The sequence below is a fragment of the Lacihabitans lacunae genome (genome assembly GCF_042649125.1).
Taxonomy (GTDB): Bacteria; Bacteroidota; Bacteroidia; order Cytophagales; family Spirosomataceae; genus Leadbetterella; species Leadbetterella lacunae.
In genome coordinates this window covers 1,555,612-1,576,469 of sequence record NZ_JBHRYQ010000001.1, presented here as the reverse complement: position 1 = coordinate 1,576,469, position 20,858 = coordinate 1,555,612, and the positions used below count along the sequence as shown (strand labels likewise).

Sequence of the window (20,858 nt, the reverse complement as noted above, 5' to 3'; positions counted from 1 at the left end):
TTGATTTACGTCATTAGGGCTTCTTTTATTTTTAGAAATCGAACTGAAAACTTAAAACCGGCACAAAGCCACTGCCACGATATTCTATTTTGGTTGAGTTTGTGGCAGCATTGTAACTTATTGAAGTAGCGTTTATTCTATTCAAAATATTCTGAACATCTAAACTAATGTTTCCGGCAAGTTTTTTTCTGTTATATCTATAGGCTATTCTGCCGTCAAGGCGTTTGTATGCAGGTACTTGTTGACTAAAATCGCCGTTCTCAAGAGGAACAAAACTACCCTGAATTCCTGATAAGGTCTGGTCAAAAGGCGTATATCTAAATCCGCCATTGAGCAAATATCGCATTCCTAATTGCAGTATTCCACCGTTTTTTAAAGGGAATTCTTTACCTCCGGTATATGACGTTGAAAATCCCGTATTAAATCTTGAATTGTAACTTAAACCTGTCAACGTAGAATATGTCGATTTTAAAAGCGAGCCCGTCACCAAAAAGTAATATGAATTAGAAAAGAGTTTTTCTAAAGAAAGGTCAAGTCCATAGTTTAATCCTTTTCCTTTGCTTACAGTCGCAAATTCAGGGAAGTCGCTGCTATTGTTGAGCATCCAGTAGGTGGCGGTTGCGTCCGGTTTTATGGGTACATTTATGAGGCGTTGCACGTAAGTTTCTGCACTAAACCTCATTTTTGATTTGGTATACAGGTGATACGCCAATACACCGTGATGTGCCTTTAGCATTTTCAGGTTTAAGTTTGGATAGTTTCCCAGACTGTCTTTAAAGTAATACGCCATCAAAGGCAATATTCTGCCGTGAAGACCATAAGCCAAACTTAACCTTTGGTTTGCGGTGGGCTTTAGTTGAAGCGAAACTCGAGGTTCTAAAGACGTACTTTTGTTTGTCATCAACATCAAAAAATGATAACCAGCATTTACGGAGAGTTTAGGGCTAATGTCATGATGAAGCGACACATATTGCTGCAGCTGCTGAGTTTGTCCGCTGCCTTGAATCGAGGTTTTTCTTTGAATCTGATTTATGTCATTTACGGAGGTTCGGGGAATGGTGTTCTTATAAAAATCAAAGAATATTTGATTAAAGATTAGCCCGGTTTTTAACACCGTTTTGTTTGTTAGTTTTCGCTGATAGGTAACCGAACTCACGAGACGCTTATCGGTATATTTTTGAGTTTCAAATCTGAACCTTTGGTCTTGCAAGTCAAGGGTGTCGCTCATGCGTTGTATATCGCTTCCCATCACTGCTACCACGGCTTTTATGTAAGAGCGGGTGTCAGGCAAATACGTCCAGGTATAGCCCATGGCTCCCATATTGGCGGGTTTTACACGGTCTTCCCATTGGTTTGCACTTCCTATTATTCTTTTGTTTGGGTCGCTCACTGGTAAATATCGCTCTTCGCTGAGTCCTCCCAATCCAAATACAGTTTGTACACTTTTCCCAGATTTTGACCTAAAAGTTAGGTTAAAAGATAAGTCTTGGAAATTGTTTGTTACCCGCTCGCCAACCAAATAGATACCCATGCTACTCAACAATCCCAAAGTAGAATATCTATAGTTTACTAGATATGACGAACGTCCTTTTTTTATGGGACCTTCGGTCGAAAAATCCATCCCCAATACGCTTAGTTTAAATCTATTTTCACGATTTTCGAAGTTTCCGTTTCGAAATCTAATATCAAAAGCACCCGAAAGGGCATTGCCATATTCGGCAGAGAAACCGCCTGTAGAAAAGTCAGATTTTGCGATCAACTGTGCCGAGAAAACAGATACTCCACCACCTGACGAACCAATGATTGCAAAGTGGTTTGGGTTGGGAATATCAACGCCTTCGAGTCGCCACAATATGCCAATAGGCGAGTTGCCTCTCACCACAATCTGATTTTCGGTGTCGTCTTGCCCTCTTTGCACACCCGGATACGAAAGTGCTGCTCTTGCTGGGTCGTTTATTCCGGCTGGCATTCGTTCGGTTTCTTCAGCAGTAAAAGACCTTGTACTTACCACAGAAAGTTCATTTAGTGGTTCAAATGCGTTTTTTGAGGCACTAATTATCACCTCGTCGGTAGCTATAGCACCCGGCGATAGGCTAATGGTCAAATAGGGCACTTTGGTAGATGTGACCAAAAAGTCAGGCATAGAGTAAGGTTCATAGCCAATGTATTGCACCTGAATTGCTACTCTTCCGACAGGTATTTTTGTTAAAGTAAACTTACCTGCAGAGTCGCTAATTACTGAGTTTTTGTAGTTTGGTGAGCTGATGGTAACCGTTGCTCCGGGTAATGTTTGTAAGGTTTGTTGGTCGGTTATTATGCCATGTATAGTTTGTGTAGGTTTTTGACCAAATGCACAAATATGAAATAGGGTTAAAATAAATAGGGTAAAGTTTTTCTTCATAAAAACATAAATTTGAGTAGTTTAGGGTTTATTTATCGCTCCAATGGCCCATATAAAAAGTTTCATTTCTATTTTAGAACAAAAGTTCGGTCTTTCTGCTGAGGCTAAAAAAGCTTTTGTAGAGGCACTTTCGTTCAGGAAATTTAAGAAAAAAGAATTGCTGTTTTCTTCAGGTCAAGTGAGCTCTCAAATCTATTTTATTATTAGTGGCTGCGTAACCGAGTTTTTTGTTTCTCCCAAAAACGAAGAAATATCGGTTTGGTTTGGTTTCGAAAATGACTTTGCTGTTCCGCTTTCTAGTTTTATCTCTCAGTCTCCTAGTATTACCAGTATTGTGGCTATGGAGCCCACATCGGTTATAGAAATAAATAGAAACAAACTTTACGAGCTTTACGATGATTTTCATGAAATAGAGCGTATTGGCCGTCAAATAACCGAACAATATTTTTTAGAAACTGAACTCTATCATTACGAATTTCATCACCTTCAGGCCCAACAGAGATTCGAGAACCTCTTGAAAGCTAAACCTCATACTTTTAACCGAATTCCGTTATCAATGATAGCTTCTTATCTTGGAATTTCCAATGAAACGCTCAGTAGACTTCGAGCTAAACGGCTGTAATTGTACTTTTTTTTGACATATGTCAATAAAAAATCTTTAAATATTACAAATGATTGTCTTCTTGAAGTCTTTTTCTCAATTTTGATATCTAGCCTTTAAATGTTAGCTAACTTAATAAATTACTATGAAAAAAATCTTCTTGCTCGTTTCAGTTTTTGCATTCACAATTTTATCGTGTAGCAAAACTCCCGAAAGTAAATCTCTCGATGTTTCCAATCTTAAAAAGGCATCAGAGGCCGAGATAGAAGCATTGATAGCTAAATTTATTGATGCCAAAGAAGGGGATTTGATAGAAATACCTGCAGGTTTTCACGAATTGCCTACGCAGTTGATTTTGGATAATGTTAACAAAGTGACCATAAAAGGAGCCGGCATGTTTGAGACTGTGCTTTCCTTTAAAACCCTTACTTCGGGTGGTGAAGGCTTAAAAATAGCAGGAAACAATATCCGTTTAGAAGCTTTTACGGTAATAGATGCTCCTGGCGATGACATCAAAACTCAGCATTGCGACGGACTTATTTTTGACAAAGTAAATACCACGTGGTCGCACCAAGACTTGGCAAAAAGCGGTACATACGGCATTTATCCGGTGCAATGCAAGAATGTGGTGGTTCAAAACTGTGAAGTGTCGCACTCGAGAGATGCGGGCATATATGTAGGGCAATCAGAAAATATTGTGGTGAGAAACAACTACGTATTTGAGAATGTAGCCGGAATAGAAATAGAAAACTCTGACAATGCGGAAGTATACGACAACGTGGCTGAAAATAATACGGGGGGAATATTGGTTTTTAACTTACCCGGTTTACCAAAAGCGGCAGGTCAAAACTGTAAAATTTATAGAAATACAATAAAGAAAAACAACCACGACAATTTTGCGATAGCACAAGGTGGAAATCCAGTTTCGATGATTCCCCCGGGTAGTGGCGTAATAATTCTTTCAGGAAAAAACGTGGAGGTGTATGACAACAAAATTTTGGATCACAAAACCTATGCGGTTGCTGTTGCTTCGTATCACATCACGGAGTTGCCTATTCCAAACCATCCGGGTTGGACTCCATTTGTCTCTGATATTTATATTCATGACAATACCTACGAGCATACTTTTGGTGTGCCTGACTTAACCAAAGACTTGGGTAAGCTAGTGGCCGCCAAATGCTTTAAATCTCAAGATGTACTGTATGACGGCATTATTGACGACAGTAGAGGTAAAGCTGTTTCGAAAAATCCAATGAATATTTTTATTGATGAAAAATCGCCCGATTTGAGATTCTCTAGATTGGATATTCCCGCAAGTGGCAAAATTACTGAGATAGGAGTGGAGAATGATATCGAAAACTTTAAAGGTAAATCGGTGGTAAAAACTGATGTCGAGGCCTTGAAAAACCTATAATTGACAAAAAAACATTTTAACCTATGATTTATAAAAACAATGCTTTTCGCCTTAGTGCTTTTGTGTTTACTATGGCTGTTGCATTTGCGTGTTTTAAGAAGAGTTCGGCTCCAAGTATTTCCGAACTTGACTATGCAAAATTTCCCTTGGCAAACTTGTCTGAGTACGGAATTTATGATGGAGAGATGAGCCAATTAGTCCCAACTAAGGATTTATTGGCTTATGCCCCCGCTATGCCTCTTTTTACAGACTATGCTTTCAAAAAGCGTTTTGTTTACATCCCGGCGGACTCGGCTGCGAGTTTTGATTTAAATAAACCTGATGCTGCTTTTGTTTTTCCCGAGCATTCTATTTTGGTCAAAAACTTCTATTATCCAGCTGATTTTAATAAACCGGACGCCGAAAAGCAAATAATAGAAACTAGACTCTTAGTAAAAAAAGGTGGCAAATGGGAGGCCTATCCGTATGTATGGAACAAAGAGCAAACCGAAGCGGTCTATAAATCTATTGGAGGAAAAGTGCCGGTGACGTTTAAAAACGAAGCCGGAGAGTCGCATTCGATTGACTACACGATGCCTAACAAAAATCAGTGTAAAAGTTGCCATAACCAAGGCGATACGTTTTCGCCGATTGGATTAAAAGTAAAGCAGCTTAATAACGATTACGCATATGCCGAAGGCTCAGAAAATCAATTGGCTCATTGGATGAAACTCGGTAAGCTAAAAGGAGAAGGAGACTTGACTTTGGTTAAAAACATGGTTTATATGACAGACACTAAGGCCAGTTTGAGCGACAAAGCGAGGTCATATTTAGACAGTAATTGCGGACATTGTCATAATCCAAACGGCCCAGCGGGCTCTTCGGGTTTACGCCTCACGGTAGAAGAAAACGACCCGTTTCATTGGGGCGTTTACAAATCTCCTGTGGCTGCTGGAATGGGAGCAGGTAACCTGAAATATGACATTTTTCCTGGCAAAGGAAAAGAGTCAATCATCACATATAGAATGAACAGCACGCATCCAGGCGTTATGATGCCAGAAATAGGCCGCGTAAGTATTCACAAGGAAGGCGTGGCATTACTCACTGCATGGATAGACGAATTGGAGCCTAAGAAATAAAGTGTTTCTGCAGCAGCTGATTGGCTTTTGAATAAGAAAAATCTTTAAAGTCAGTCACCACGAAATCTGCTTGGCTATAGTCTTGGTTTTTAGAATGTAGACTGTCATAGCCTACGCAGTAGCATCCAGCGGCTTTGGCTGCATGTATTCCGTTTGTCGAATCTTCAATCACGATGCAATGCTCGGGTGTAGTACCTGCTAGTTTGGCGGCTTTTTCAAATATTTCAGGGTGTGGTTTGGATGCTTTTAGTTCTGCTCCACTGATTTTTGCGGTGAAATATTTCTCCAACTCAAACCTTTTGAAAACCTTGTTAATAGTACCCATAGAGGCCGAAGATGCCAATATAAGGGTAAGGCCATTGTTATAAAAATCAAGGATTAAGTCATGCACCCCATCTAATAATTGGAGGCTTTGGTCAGTTTCAAATAGGCCATTAAAAAAGTTTCTTTTGCAGTGTTCAAGCTCCAAAGGAGTAGCCGAAAGTCCAAAATGATTGACCAATATGGTGCATGTGTTTTTGGTAGATTTTCCGGTAAAACTCTCGTAGAGGCTATCGGTCATTTCAATATTATAAGTATCAAACATCATATAGTAGGCCTTTTTGTGCAAAGGCTCAGTATCTACTATAACCCCGTCCATATCAAATAATATCGCTTTCAGCATAAGTTATTTTTTTACAAAGGTAAAGGATTCAAAATGTGAGGCGAACGGATTTTTACTTGAAGTTTTAAAAGTTATAAATGAACTTCATTTTGTTCTATTTTATCTAAAAATGAACTTCGGTGGTTTTTCTTTTATTTATCTTAGGAATACTTGAAAAGTCATTTACTATTTGAAATAAAGCAATTAGCCGAAGTCTCATTATCTATCGGAGAGGGTTTAAACTTAAAAAAAAAGTACTGTCAAACGGTTAAAAAAATAGAAAATAAATCTTTACATCGCCCTGCACTGTTTGAGCACTGTTAAAATTCTTTTGGGAAGTATATTTTTATTAGAACATTGACAATAAGAATTTTAATTGTGCGAGTTTGCAGGGTGCAGTTTTTTTTGCTCCGTTTTTTTTCGAAAAAAAATGGAGGCCCCGCTGGCAGGCGACCCAGTTAATGAAAGGGGGTGTTTTTCAAAATGGTTAAAAAATGGCTTCAGTGGTAGATTTAAGCTATGTTTTCTATAAAAATAAAAATTAACCGTTTGACAGTAAAAAAAAAGTACCTTGGTGAAAATCTCCAAGGTACTTAACTAATCACATATTTACCCTATTACTCAAAACTCGCTTTCTTATAACCATGTGGCTAAACCGCTCCTTGCACCAATCTTTCAGGTGTTGGTATTCTTCTTTGCTTACATAGTGTGTCGCTTTTTTTAATTCTTTTCTAAATATATTTCTATCAAAACTTACTTTTTCAAGTATCATTTTGGTGTATTCTAGCATTGTCATGTCTGTTATATTTAAGGTTTTTTAATTATTTAATATTTGAATCAATCATAAGTGGCTGTTCTCCACTCGTAATTATAACTTTGGTATTAGGCGAAGTGGAAAGTTTATTGAATGCTTCAATAGTTTTAAATCTGAGCAGCAAAGGCGTCAATCCTTCTGCCACTATTTTTTGAGCATCCCTTATTCCTTCAGCCTCTATTATGAGCCTTTGTGCCTCTTGTTTTTCTTTATCAAGGATAAACTGCATGCGTTGCGAATCCTGCTCTGCTTCTAATTTGTCTTCGATAGCTTTAGTAAGTCCAGCTGGCAATACAATACTTTTAAGTAACACTGCCTCTACTTCAAACCCTCTTTCTTTCAGCTGTTTCATCATCAATTCTTTAATTGACCTTTCTATTACTGAGCGTTGCCCAGTATGCATATCTTTTGCAAAATACTGTGAAGAAATATCAGCCACCGCGGACCTGAAAACTGGTAAAATGACCACCTGTTCGTAATTTCGTCCTAAGTTTTCAATTACTTTCGGAGCATATTTCCCATCTAGTCTATAAAGTATCGACACATCTGACTGAACTGTTAATCCTTCTTTTGAAGGTAACGGTAGCCTGACCTCCATATTCATAGTTCTGGTGGGCAGTTTTATGATGGTTGTTGTAAAAGGATTAAAGCCTCTTGCACCTTCCATAAGTGGTTCTTGTTTTATTTTACCGAATGACCTTTTAACACCTACTTCTCCCTGTCTGATAATGGTGCAGCTGCTCAAAAATGCGATTGCACCTAATGCGATGATAGTTTGCGGTTTCATTTTTATTTGTATTTAAAAGTTTGACTTTCTTTGATACAAACTTAATACCCTACTATTAGACTCGTGTTAAGCTATAATTAGAATGTACTTAGATTGCTACTTGGGCAATGTAACCAAAAATAATATTTCAGAATTAGAAACCATTTTAACCTCTATTTTTCCATCATGAAGCTCCAATATTCCTTTTACTAATGGTAAACCTACACCATGCCCCGACTTGTTTTTTGAATTTGGCCCACGCCTAAATGGCTCAAATATTTTATCAAGATCATTTTCGTTTATTTCCAATGTTTTATTCTGAAATGCTATTGTGATTTCTTTTTTACTGTTGGTCACCCAAATATCTAAGGTCTTATCTGTCGCGTATTTAACGCCGTTTTCTATAATGTTCAAAAACGCCGTATAAGCTAAACTCGGTATCGCCAAAAGCTCTGGGATTTCATCGCTTTCTTCCTCAAAATGTAGGTTAATAGTGGCTTTGGGCTGTTTCTTTAAAATTTCATTGCGTACCCGTGAGAGTTTGTCTAAAATATTTATTAAGCTAAAGCTATGGTTTTGGTTTTCGGCATTTAAAGAGCTCAAGTCTAGTAGGTTATTGCTGAGCATGTTCAGGTTTTGGACATCTTCCAGAATCGACTTTATCATTTTCTTAAGTTCATCTGGATCGTCGTCGGCCAATAGCGAAACCTGTATTTGTCCGGTGATAGACGTCAGCGGAGTGCGTAGCTCGTGTGAGGCATGCGACACAAATGCTTTTTGCTCCAAAAAAGCATTCTGAAGGCGATCGAGCATTCTGTTAAACCGAATAGAGAGTTGAGTAAATTCGTCGTTTGACTTGCCCAGTTCAAGCCGAAGGCCCATTTGAGGCGATTTTATATTATCTATTTTTGTGATAATGCTTTGTATGGGCTGCAGCATTCTTTTTACGAAAAACCAGCCTGCCAAAGAACTTAATAAAAGCACGATTAGCCCACCAAAAAATAGAGTGAATAAAAGATTTTTTTGTTTTAAGTTGCCGTATTTGTCTATTGCTGAAGATATTATAATAAACTCTTGGCTTCCGTTTTTGATTTTTATCCCAAAAAACTCTTTGGTGTGGTTTTTCCAATATTTTTCCCGAGAGGCTCTTACTTCGGTTATTTTAGCTTTTTCTATGGCTATTTTATCTTCTCCAGATTCGTACACGATTTGGTCATTTTTATCAAAAATAAAGACCTCTTCGTCATACAATGTGGTAAGTTTGTTTTTGTCTAATACTTTCAGAATTTCGGGGCTTATTTCATTTTTATTGAAAAAAATGGTGCTCGCCATAATGGCCTCGTCTTTAAGCCGGCCTTTAAACTCGTTTTTTCGGTGGTTTTCGCTTTGAAAAAAAATAGAGACACTAAACAGCGAAACCAAAACCGTAATGATGATCAAATACAACGATATAAGTTGAAGTCTTATGCTCATTTTTGTTTTAACATATAGCCCATTCCCACTACCGTATGAATGAGTTTGTTGGTATATCCTTTGTCTACTTTATTTCGGAGGTAGTTTACGTATACTTCTATAATATTTGTGCCTGTGTCAAAGTTTATTTCCCATACTTTTTCAGCTATATCTACTTTTGATACTACACGGCCTTGGTTACGCATAAAGTATTCCAAAAGGTTAAATTCTTTGGCGGTTAAGTTGATCACATCCTTATTTCTTCGGGCTACTTTTTCTTTTAAATCCAACTCCAAATCGCCTACCGTTAGTTTTTCTATTCTCTCATTGTTTTGGTCCGAGCATCTTTTTAGTAGTGCTTTTACCCGTACCAAAAGCTCCATGAAGTCAAAAGGTTTCACGAGGTAGTCGTCGGTTCCAGCTTCAAAACCAGACAGCTTATCGCTCACCCCGCCCAAAGCCGTTAGCATCAATATCGGGATGTTTTCGTGGCTCGCTCTGATGGTTTTACACAGCATTATGCCATTTATATCTGGCAAACCAATGTCTAATATCACCAAATCAAAATTTTCTGATTCTATCAAAGAAAGGGCTTGCACGCCGGTAGAGGCTATTGTGGAGTCGAAGTTTTGGGTTTGTAGTCCCTTTTTTATGAAACTCGCTACTTTGTCTTCGTCTTCTACAATTAGTATTTTTCCTGCAATATTCATTGAGTCTTTGCTTTATTTAAAAGTAAAAATAGACCAGCCAAGTTAGAATAATATTACAATTGAATTAGAATGCCCTTAGAATTTCTTTTTACTAAAATTTAAGGTTTTCGAATATCCCATCTGAATAAACCCTTTTCCGGTTTCGTCGTTTATTTTGTAGTCAAACTGCTGCAAATAACCGAGCATAATGTTACTGCTAGAATTGAGGTGATAAAATAGATTTACAGAAGCCCTGTTTCTTTCAAAATAGGGTTCGGTATTTGTAAAAAACAATTCGTTATAAATCGCTACCTCTAGTTTCGGAGCCTTTTTCTTGGTTTTTATGAGGGGATAACTTAATCCTATTCTGTTTCTAAATCTGTTGCGATAGCCATTTGAAGTAAATCTAAATTCTACCCGAGTTCGGTTCTCAAACTTGAGTTTATTCAGATTTTGGGTAACGAAAAATTGGGGCCAAAGGCGGTATTCGGCATTGTTTTTTGGAGTTTCAAAGTTTCCACCCGAGGCATAGGTGTCATATTTGCCAAAGGCAAGGGCCACGGTGGCATTTGGGTGGGCTTTGTAGACGGCACCTGCCTTAAACTCGTGATAATGAAAATCATTATAAAACCTCAGCGACCGCAGCTGCCCCTCAGCAAATGCACTCCATTTTGGCGAGAAGATGGTTTTTAAAGTGATAATATTCCAAGTGCCTGCGTCAGAATCCTGAGCCGCAGCCTGTACAAAAGTAAGAAAGCAAAAAAGTAGGATCGACGCAAAACGCCAAGCGTATGAATATACACCCATTTATATTTTTAATTTGTTTTAGAAAAAAAATGCAATCTCCGAAATATTTATTTGAAATAATATCTTTCCTAGCAAATTGAGTATTAGAATATGCTTAGGAGGGAGGGCAAATATTGAAAAATTTAAGCCAAAAAATATGTAGATTGCATTATATTTGGAGGGAGGTAAGGGAGGTAATTGAGGTCAATTGAGGGATTTTTGATATTTTTATATTTATTACAATTTCAGTCAGTTCGAGCGTAGCCGAGAACCGAATGTGATTTGCTTTAGTAGTCGGACGCGACCCCGGTTGACTTATTGATATTTATTGCAGCTTCAGTCAGTTCGAGCGTAGCCGAGAACCGAATATGAATAGCTTTCGTAGTCGTACGCGACCCCGGTTGACTTATTGATATTTATTGCAACAATGGAGGTTAGATTTGCAAACGGGGCGTGTTGTGATTTGCTTTCGTACATTGACTTATTGATATTTATTGCAACAGAATTCGACCTAATCGCCAGGCTAAACACGTTGTGATTTGCTTTCGTACATTGACTTATTGATATTTATTGCAACCTTATGCTGTTTGTTGGTTAGGGTAATAAGTTGTGATTTGCTTTCGTACATTGACTTATTGATATTTATTGCAACTGCCATAATTAATAAAACCTCAACTCCTTAGTTGTGATTTGCTTTCGTACATTGACTTATTGATATTTATTGCAACGAACCTCTGGTAATATTCAAAGAAGAATAAGTTGTGATTTGCTTTCGTACATTGACTTATTGATATTTATTGCAACTCATATTTTTACACGTAATAAAGGCCGTTTGTTGTGATTTGCTTTCGTACATTGACTTATTGATATTTATTGCAACAACTCATGTCAATCTCCTGCATTCCACGCCGTTGTGATTTGCTTTCGTACATTGACTTATTGATATTTATTGCAACCTAACCGAGCCGAAAGAATACGTTTTGAAAGTTGTGATTTGCTTTCGTACATTGACTTATTGATATTTATTGCAACGTAAAAAGTCGTGAATGTCTGAACCGATACGTTGTGATTTGCTTTCGTACATTGACTTATTGATATTTATTGCAACTTCCGTTCACGGTAACATCACACCAAAAGAGTTGTGATTTGCTTTCGTACATTGACTTATTGATATTTATTGCAACAGCTATTGTTGTAAGCCACTCTCAATCTCGTTGTGATTTGCTTTCGTACATTGACTTATTGATATTTATTGCAACTTAGAGATATAACAAGCGGTTTGCCCGTTGTTGTGATTTGCTTTCGTACATTGACTTATTGATATTTATTGCAACAATGCCAGAATTTAAGGCTCAGACGAGCACGTTGTGATTTGCTTTCGTACATTGACTTATTGATATTTATTGCAACGCCAAGCAATTAAAATCGAATAGCAATAAAGTTGTGATTTGCTTTCGTACATTGACTTATTGATATTTATTGCAACAACAAATTTTTTTTATATGACGGTTAGTACGTTGTGATTTGCTTTCGTACATTGACTTATTGATATTTATTGCAACTCGAAATTTACAGTTCAAAAATTGATTCTTGTTGTGATTTGCTTTCGTACATTGACTTATTGATATTTATTGCAACCACTACTTAACCCTATCATCCCACGCCTTCGTTGTGATTTGCTTTCGTACATTGACTTATTGATATTTATTGCAACAAGTGAACACGGCAGAGATAAAACCGTCGGAAGTTGTGATTTGCTTTCGTACATTGACTTATTGATATTTATTGCAACAATGACCCTGCTGGGGTTTATCGTATTAAAGTTGTGATTTGCTTTCGTACATTGACTTATTGATATTTATTGCAACTAAAGAAAAATAAGTATGCAGGTAGCAACAGTTGTGATTTGCTTTCGTACATTGACTTATTGATATTTATTGCAACCGGAGGTAAATTAGAGGAAGGTGAATCTATGTTGTGATTTGCTTTCGTACATTGACTTATTGATATTTATTGCAACGTAAACTTGTGAAGGTTCGAAGCCGTTTGTGTTGTGATTTGCTTTCGTACATTGACTTATTGATATTTATTGCAACTTCTCGACCTGAACAACCTTCGAAGCCTATGTTGTGATTTGCTTTCGTACATTGACTTATTGATATTTATTGCAACTTGAGATTTTGGCCATAAGATATAAATACCGTTGTGATTTGCTTTCGTACATTGACTTATTGATATTTATTGCAACCCGAACAAGTCGGAGTAGTAACAATATCCCGTTGTGATTTGCTTTCGTACATTGACTTATTGATATTTATTGCAACACAAGTACATAACTTCAGATGGCAGTTGCTGTTGTGATTTGCTTTCGTACATTGACTTATTGATATTTATTGCAACAAAGGTGAGCAGTTGTATAGTTCGATAGTTGTTGTGATTTGCTTTCGTACATTGACTTATTGATATTTATTGCAACTAATCGTACTTACTAGGGTCTTCGCTTTCGTGTTGTGATTTGCTTTCGTACATTGACTTATTGATATTTATTGCAACGTGTAATTTCGTAATAAAGCATTATAAAATGTTGTGATTTGCTTTCGTACATTGACTTATTGATATTTATTGCAACAAACTAACCGAGCATTATGATTGGTGTATTGTTGTGATTTGCTTTCGTACATTGACTTATTGATATTTATTGCAACACCTTATTTATTTTTAGTATGGGTAAAAGGGTTGTGATTTGCTTTCGTACATTGACTTATTGATATTTATTGCAACAGACTTAGAGGTGTATTCAATAGAAGACGGTTGTGATTTGCTTTCGTACATTGACTTATTGATATTTATTGCAACAAATTTCAAGTATAAGGGATACCTTTAATCGTTGTGATTTGCTTTCGTACATTGACTTATTGATATTTATTGCAACTTATCCTTTTCGTAGTGTGTGGATGTTTGGGTTGTGATTTGCTTTCGTACATTGACTTATTGATATTTATTGCAACATCTCGTTCACTATATACTCATACGACACCGTTGTGATTTGCTTTCGTACATTGACTTATTGATATTTATTGCAACTTTTGTTGCATTCTTATAGTGTGATTATGCGTTGTGATTTGCTTTCGTACATTGACTTATTGATATTTATTGCAACGTCTTTTTCATAATAATATAAGGTGGCATAGTTGTGATTTGCTTTCGTACATTGACTTATTGATATTTATTGCAACGGCGTGAGGTTACTGATAAGAGAAAAGTAGGTTGTGATTTGCTTTCGTACATTGACTTATTGATATTTATTGCAACTGTGACAGGTAGGGGGTGATTTTGGATATGTTGTGATTTGCTTTCGTACATTGACTTATTGATATTTATTGCAACTAAGGCTGCCGCACCTGCCGCACCTGCAAAGTTGTGATTTGCTTTCGTACATTGACTTATTGATATTTATTGCAACGTTTCCATTTTTCAAACATTTCTATATTATGTTGTGATTTGCTTTCGTACATTGACTTATTGATATTTATTGCAACTTTTGACTGTATCAATGCATCATATTCTTGTTGTGATTTGCTTTCGTACATTGACTTATTGATATTTATTGCAACTCCTTCAGCACCTCCCAATCTTTCCGAAGTGTTGTGATTTGCTTTCGTACATTGACTTATTGATATTTATTGCAACCAGCGGAAACAATTAGCGGAGGCTTTGATAGTTGTGATTTGCTTTCGTACATTGACTTATTGATATTTATTGCAACTTATATGGTACCATTTTCTTCTCCATACCCGTTGTGATTTGCTTTCGTACATTGACTTATTGATATTTATTGCAACAATCCGATCTGCTAATCCTTCAAAGTCCTCGTTGTGATTTGCTTTCGTACATTGACTTATTGATATTTATTGCAACGGTAGTATCGGGTAAAACTATACCTACCGTGTTGTGATTTGCTTTCGTACATTGACTTATTGATATTTATTGCAACTACTTTCGTACATTTCCGAAAGATAATTCTGTTGTGATTTGCTTTCGTACATTGACTTATTGATATTTATTGCAACAGTTGCTTTGCCTACTACAATTAAAAAGTGGTTGTGATTTGCTTTCGTACATTGACTTATTGATATTTATTGCAACGGAGGAGCTGGTGCTGATTTTGGAACTGAGTTGTGATTTGCTTTCGTACATTGACTTATTGATATTTATTGCAACATACTAGTTCGTAAATATCATATAGTCAGTTAGTTATTTCGAAAAATAGAAATAAAAAATCAAATAAGTATCAGCTTTAAATGCCCCGGCTTGGGGCATTTTTTGGTTTAAAACATCTCTAATTGCTGTGGGTTTTCTTTTGAGGCACTTCGTTTGTAGCCTTCATAAAACTCCATTCTTCCAAATTGAGCATCCGTGATTTCAAACATGATTATGTTTCCTTTGGCTGGCATTTGGTTTTTCACTCTCCGTTTGTGCACCTCAGCGTTTTCGCGGCTGTTGCAATGTCTAAAATATACCGAGTACTGCATCATTCTAAAACCGTCTCTTTGTAAACCTTTTCTGAACTCTTGATAGGCTTTTTTATCTTTTTTGGTTTCGGTCGGAAGGTCAAAATATACGATTACCCACATAATTCTGTATTGATTTAGTCTGTCTAAGTTCATTTTAATTGAGCGTTGGATACAAGATTTTTCTAGTTTCACCCATAAAACATTTCATTAGGGAAGAAGTGGTGCGTTGCACCCCAACCATTAAAGGACTTTTTTTGCCTTCTATTTCTACATCTATATTTAGCAGGTTTAAAATATGAGCCTTTTCAGACTTTCCGAGCAATTCGGGCAGAAACTCCTCTTTGTTTATATATTCAAATACGTGTAGGTCCACTATCGGCCTATAGGGCTCCATAATGTCGTCAGCTAGGCAATAGGGGTTGTATTTGTTTCGATGATGTATGCCCAATACCGGCAATAAGCCACTACCAACTAGGCTCCGAGCCACAGTGGCTCTAAGTATGGCGTAGCCGTAGTTAAGGAAGTTATTTGGTGGACCGTCAAATCGGCCTCGGGTAGTTTCAAATGGTTCCAATAGTTTGTTCCAGTACTTTGCAGCCGCCCTTCCTTCTATATTTCCGGTGTCTCCACTTAAAACCTGTGTGGCTAAAAAGCCAAGGTCGGCATTTGGGAGCTCAAAGTGGTTTAAAACTGCCGCTTGGTTTAATATTTTGGCCTCTATGGTTTGTTTCCAAAGCTGTTTTTTTAGTGGTTCAGAAGATTCAATTTGATATCTCGTTTTTTCTGCGAGGGTATCGTTAGCCGCAAAAGGCAAAGTCATGCCTGTAGGATGGTGTTTGGCATCACACCAAACTATGGCCGAATTGTTTTCTATTAGTTTTTCACACAGATCATGGGTAATGGTAATTTGCCTGTGGTCTATGATGATCATCCCGATGTCTTCTATCGGTACTGTAGTTTCTGCTTCTTTTTTATAATGAACCTGATTGCCCGAGTTTTTTTCTACAGCAGGGTATTTTAGTACCAGTTGCTCGTTTCGCATCGATAGATACGATGGATTTCCGAAGTATAATGTGCGTTTTATCATATTTGTAATGGCTTTATAATAAAGCCATTACAAATGATATGCCAATTTTATTTCTCTAACTTTCCAAGGCGATTTATTTTTAATTTCCAGCAAACTGATTTTATCATAATGCCATCGATTGATTTTTCGGTTTTATTGAGTGCAGAAAATTCTATTTTATCTGCAATCATAGTTGCGATACTATTTTGAACAAAAAAAGCTTGAGAGCCAGAAAAACTAACTAGCTTGTAAATTCTTTCTGATTGTGTTTTGGAGGCATTATGGATTTCTAATTGGAATGGTTGTGCCATTTCTTCTTCAGTTGGGCAATAAACCAAGTCGTTTGGAGACAATGTAAATACAAGTTTATTAGAATTTTCATCTTCTTCAGGTGCAATGTTTAATCCTAATTTTTGGCTTTCTATAACTTCATTTAAAGGTATTGTTTTAAAGTTTCTTTTACCTTCCGAGTTTACGTATACTGCAAAAAACAAATTAGTGCCTTTAGCAGCTTCTACATATTTGTCTTTTTTGTTTCCTGTTTCGCCCAAAGCAAACTTACTACCTTCTTCAAATATTCGCACTTTTTTAATAGGTTGATGCTTCTTGCCACCATTTAGTTCTACTATATTTTGATTAAGAGCCGCTAATCCTTCCTCATTAAATGCCAGTTCGTGTGCGGGTATTAGGTTTTTCTTTTCATCTCTTACATTTTGATATTCTCCTTGGGCGAGGTGATTTAATAATATTTTCTGAATATCGGTGTCTGTAATTTTCAAAATTCGTTTTTCGTCAAAAGTGGTATCTAGTTTTTTGCGTGTGGCAGTGGCTTCAATAAATTCAAAGATTTCAACTTTATCTATTTTTTCTTTATCTATAATAATCGGAGATTCTTTGAGGTGTTTTTTGAAACCACTAAGGTTTCCATTATAAAAGGTAGCTTTTTCCTTTAGTATCTTTTTTATTTCAGAATCTACAACGAGGTTAATATCTTCAAGTACGCTACTGATTGACACTTTTGTTTCTTTAACTCGCTTTAATAAAACCTTTCCACTTACAGTTTCTGCGTGCATTGGCTTTCTTATTGCCCAGTTTTCACCTTTGGTTTGGGTTACTTTTGTTTTTTTGCCGTCTATTATTTTTTCGTATTTATTTACAGCTTTTTTTATAACCTTGGTATTTTGTTTAAAGCTAACTATAGTTTTAGAAAGATGCACTAATGCCTCAATCGTAAAGTTTTTCCAAGGTTTAAGGTAGTCTTTAGCTGCTTTTCTTGTTTTGCCATCTTTTGTATATTCTTCTATTTTTCTAAGCTTCGAGACTAATCCATGATTGTCATTTTTAGAGTTTAAAGAGTTTAAATAATTTACATGGTCTTTTGTGATACATGCAATCACTAGTGCATCTAATGCATGATGGCGATGGTCGATTCGTTTTTTAGAAAATCCTTTGGCTATTTTTTCTGGAACAGATATTTGAAAAATATTTTTGCCTTGCTTGTTTTCCCATTGTCCAAAATCATTAGACTTTGATATTTCATTTAACCGTTCAAATCTCGGAGTTATTAGTTCATTCCATATTTCGTTTAATCCCCAATCTTGTTTCATTTGAGAAGTTATACTTCCTGTAACTGGCACCACGTTTTTAGAAATAGCTTCAATTTCTAATTTCTCATTATTATCCGCTCTAACTATGTTGCTCAGGTAGTTTTTAATCACCTTACTTATATATCTGCTGTCATTTAGCTGTCTGTTTATAAAAGACTCTGGTATATCTACGCTTAAGAGGTTTTTGAGCTTAGTTTTATTTTTGGTGAAATAGCTCTTAACGTGCTCTTCGTATTTTTTTACTTCTGATATTTTGACATTTTTTCCGCCATTAAGTGTTACTGTTTCACCACCGTGCTTTAAGATAAACTCCATAGCAGTTTGATTGTCTTTCAGTGCGTTAACTTCACTTTCACAGATAATCTTATTGGTCATAGAGTCATCAAAAAAACGTGATTGTGGAAAGATATGCTCTATTTGATATTTGGTCGTAAAAAGATCGCTTAGTTTTATAATATTTCCGGTGTATGGCGATATATAACCCTGGTCAAGCCACAATTTATACTTTTGAATTTCGGATGAAGTGGGTTTACTGTTTCTTCTGATTTTTTCAATGGTTTCTAATTCATCTTTTCTGCTTTCATTCGAGTATACTCCGTCTTCGTAAATTTTTAATATCTCTTGTTGACTTGGCGAATATGGCCTGATATCTTTTAAACCTTGGCTTTTTAATTCTTCTAAAATCGCCCTAATTCTAATGTTTGTATTCTCATTTCTTGAAACCTGTTCTGATATCTGTTTTCTTTTATCAGCCGGATTTTTCATTTCTCTGCCTAATTCTACATGTATTTCGTCAAAAAAATTAGCTTTGCCGTTCCCGTATTCATTCCATATATCTCTAACTACCCTTAAGGTTTCAGTGATAACTTGCTCAACTATTGGATTTCTAAGCGAATGTTGTCTAAATTCTTTTTTTAAGTAATTCTCAATATCATTCGGGGAGTTCCATTTTTTTAGATCGTTACTTTCTGAATGTCTATCATAAACTACGTATGAGGCAAACCAAAGTGGGAGAGCTCTAAAATGGTCGATTTCTGTGAAGTTAACTGCTTTTTCTCTAAACCTTAGGCTTATTTTTTCGTCATAAACCCCATTTATTACGTTCTCTATTTTATTCAATGTTTTGAGGGCTATATTTTCTTTGCTCCAAAACTTACCAGTTCTCATCAAAGGCAAAAGTTTTTTGATTGCCTTTAGTGAATATGCCCCATACTCATTTTTAAATGGAGGTAGTTTAGAAAATATTTTTTCAAATTCTTCGGTTAATCCATGTTTTGAGGCGAATTTATGAATAGCACTTTCAATTTCAATTTTATCCGAAACTGAGTATAGTATGTGCCAAAGTTCTTCTGTGACTTTAGGGGTAAAGAAAGCTTTTTCGAAGCCTTCAATTTTTAAAGTTTTACTAAGAAACAAATTTCTTGTTTCATTGCATGGGTAGGTTTTGTCTTCTACGTAATTCCATTTAAAATTATCCTCCTTGAGTTTATATATAGCTAAAAACTGCTTTTGAGTAATGTCTTTTTTATCATTTAATATTTCAAATAAATGAGTCAAAGCTTCTTCATTATTTAAATAATCTGAGCTTAAGTCAATATCGTCAATTGGATCTTTTTTGAAAATTTTAAGATTTTGGATAAACTGCCAAAGTCTAAACTCTTGAAACAAAGGATGTGATTTTGGAACACATTTTAAAGGTTGTTTTATTAAAATTCCATTTTTTGAAAATTCTCTAAACTCTAATTTACAGTCGCTTATGAGGGAGGTTTTGCTTTTTAGCGGCCGCTGATAGAATATAATATCTGAAGTAAATAAATACTCAAAGTTTCTATTTTTGATATTATTTCGATGAGCTTCGTTGTTTTTATATAAATGATTGACACACTCAGAAAAATGCTTTTCATCTTGTAATTCAGGATGAAACTGGGTTTGCGATTTCAATATTTTGATAAATTCACTTTTATAGAATTTTCGCTCAATCGTTCTAACTAGTTCGCCTTTTATTTTTTGACTTGGGTTTTCTAATAAACTATCATAAATATATGCACCAACAGTTTTATCAGTATCGAGTATAGATTTTTCTGTTCTGATTTTTAATAGATTCCAATCATCTTCTTTCGGAGCTCTAAAGCTTCTTTTTTCTTCATTCTCCTTATTTCGCTTTATTGAGCCGTCTTCGTTTAGTTCAGTAGTTACTATAAATTCTTTTTCGCTTCCTATCCAGCTATTTAACGGAGTTTTACTTTCACGTTTGTAAATCCAGTCATTTTCTAATATCACATCATACCAAATTCCTGATTTACCTTTTTCTCTTTCCCTTACATCTTTTACTTTAAGCTTATAAAACTCTTCAATTTTCCCTGATGATTCATTAGCTTCTTCTTCTCCTCTTAATTGATAATAACCTCTTTTTTGATTGAAATTTAAAATTAACCAAGCTAATTCCTCTTTTGTAATGGCTCTTGTCAAAGCTTTTTTTCTTAAATAATAAATTGTCCAATCATAAGGTATTTTTAAATCTTCTTTGCCCTGTGATTTGAAATCATTTACCATTTCTAAAAATGAAGATTCAAAAAGAAAAGTGAAATTTCCTTTATCGTCTTTAGAATAGGCTAATTTGGGTTCTAATTCTGGCTTTATTTTCCCGAGTTTATTTTCGAAATCAATACTTTCTTTATAATGTTCAGGCAAAAAACCGAGGATATTCAGCACTCTATGTAGTCTTTCTCTTCTTAAAAGCAGTCTTTGTCTTAATCTTCTGACTCCTCTATAGCCAGTTCGTTCAGCAGTTTGTGAAATGGAAACTCCAGAATCAAATTTTCCTAAAACATCTTGCGTCATTGGAATTATTCTACTTCCGAGGCCTTCAATATTTCCATTTTTTGTGTCAAAATCTAAATTTACTAAAGCCCAACCTATAGAGTTAGTTCCTAAATCAAGTCCGAGGATTTTTTTCATGTTATATTTTAAGGATTTTTATGCAATCT

Annotated in this window: 13 protein-coding genes and 1 CRISPR repeat array; of the genes, 3 read left to right on the top strand and 10 right to left on the bottom strand. The window is 35.8% G+C overall.

The window, feature by feature from the left end; all coding sequences use genetic code 11:
- Positions 1-31: 31 nt before the first annotated feature.
- A complete protein-coding gene (locus tag ACFOOI_RS06860; protein WP_379836438.1) occupies positions 32-2,401 on the bottom strand; it encodes a carboxypeptidase regulatory-like domain-containing protein in 2,370 nt (789 codons plus the stop codon).
- Positions 2,402-2,444: 43 nt separating this feature from the next.
- Here ACFOOI_RS06860 and ACFOOI_RS06855 point away from each other — a divergent pair, with 43 nt between their 5' ends.
- The 3 genes from ACFOOI_RS06855 (at position 2,445) to ACFOOI_RS06845 (ending at position 5,534) form a co-directional block, all read left to right on the top strand.
- Positions 2,445-3,023 carry a Crp/Fnr family transcriptional regulator gene (locus tag ACFOOI_RS06855; RefSeq protein WP_379836437.1) on the top strand — a complete coding sequence of 193 codons (579 nt, stop codon included), beginning with the start codon at positions 2,445-2,447 and terminating at the stop codon, positions 3,021-3,023.
- A gap of 124 nt (positions 3,024-3,147) precedes the next feature.
- Positions 3,148-4,416, top strand: a complete 1,269-nt coding sequence (locus ACFOOI_RS06850) for a parallel beta-helix domain-containing protein (protein ID WP_379836435.1) — start codon at positions 3,148-3,150, stop codon at positions 4,414-4,416.
- Positions 4,417-4,439: 23 nt separating this feature from the next.
- On the top strand, positions 4,440-5,534 hold the full coding sequence (locus tag ACFOOI_RS06845) for an SO2930 family diheme c-type cytochrome (protein ID WP_379836433.1): 1,095 nt from the start codon (positions 4,440-4,442) through the stop codon (positions 5,532-5,534).
- Here ACFOOI_RS06845 and ACFOOI_RS06840 read toward each other — a convergent pair.
- From ACFOOI_RS06840 to cas9, 9 genes are all read right to left on the bottom strand, one after another.
- Positions 5,524-6,198, bottom strand: a complete 675-nt coding sequence (locus ACFOOI_RS06840) for an HAD family hydrolase (RefSeq protein WP_379836432.1) — start codon at positions 6,196-6,198, stop codon at positions 5,524-5,526. The two genes, ACFOOI_RS06845 and ACFOOI_RS06840, sit on opposite strands and share 11 nt — an antisense overlap.
- Before the next feature lie 580 nt (positions 6,199-6,778).
- Complete coding sequence (locus tag ACFOOI_RS06835; RefSeq protein WP_379836430.1) at positions 6,779-6,973, bottom strand: hypothetical protein; 195 nt, start codon at positions 6,971-6,973, stop codon at positions 6,779-6,781.
- Positions 6,974-6,998: 25 nt separating this feature from the next.
- Positions 6,999-7,778 (bottom strand): prohibitin family protein, encoded by a 780-nt coding sequence (locus ACFOOI_RS06830; protein ID WP_379836428.1) that lies wholly within the window; start codon positions 7,776-7,778, stop codon positions 6,999-7,001.
- Between the two features lie 96 nt (positions 7,779-7,874).
- Positions 7,875-9,230, bottom strand: coding sequence for a HAMP domain-containing sensor histidine kinase (locus tag ACFOOI_RS06825; RefSeq protein WP_379836426.1), 1,356 nt, complete (start codon positions 9,228-9,230; stop codon positions 7,875-7,877).
- Positions 9,227-9,919 (bottom strand): response regulator transcription factor, encoded by a 693-nt coding sequence (locus ACFOOI_RS06820; RefSeq protein ID WP_379836424.1) that lies wholly within the window; start codon positions 9,917-9,919, stop codon positions 9,227-9,229. Before ACFOOI_RS06820 ends, ACFOOI_RS06825 begins: the two co-directional genes overlap by 4 nt.
- 75 nt (positions 9,920-9,994) lie before the next feature.
- The gene (locus ACFOOI_RS06815) at positions 9,995-10,705 is read right to left on the bottom strand and encodes a DUF2490 domain-containing protein (protein WP_379836422.1); all 711 of its coding nucleotides are present in this window, start codon (positions 10,703-10,705) and stop codon (positions 9,995-9,997) included.
- 434 nt (positions 10,706-11,139) lie between these two features.
- A CRISPR array of direct repeats spans positions 11,140-14,905; the repeat unit is 46 nt; unit sequence GTTGTGATTTGCTTTCGTACATTGACTTATTGATATTTATTGCAAC.
- A 107-nt stretch (positions 14,906-15,012) separates the two neighbouring features.
- Positions 15,013-15,351, bottom strand: a complete 339-nt coding sequence (gene cas2, locus ACFOOI_RS06810; RefSeq protein ID WP_379836420.1) for a CRISPR-associated endonuclease Cas2 — start codon at positions 15,349-15,351, stop codon at positions 15,013-15,015.
- Between the two features lies 1 nt (position 15,352).
- Positions 15,353-16,285: a type II CRISPR-associated endonuclease Cas1 gene (gene cas1, locus ACFOOI_RS06805; RefSeq protein ID WP_379836418.1), complete on the bottom strand. Its 933-nt coding sequence runs from the start codon at positions 16,283-16,285 to the stop codon at positions 15,353-15,355.
- Positions 16,286-16,332: 47 nt separating this feature from the next.
- The gene (cas9, locus tag ACFOOI_RS06800; protein WP_379836416.1) at positions 16,333-20,829 is read right to left on the bottom strand and encodes a type II CRISPR RNA-guided endonuclease Cas9; all 4,497 of its coding nucleotides are present in this window, start codon (positions 20,827-20,829) and stop codon (positions 16,333-16,335) included.
- Between the last annotated feature and the right edge of the window lie 29 nt (positions 20,830-20,858).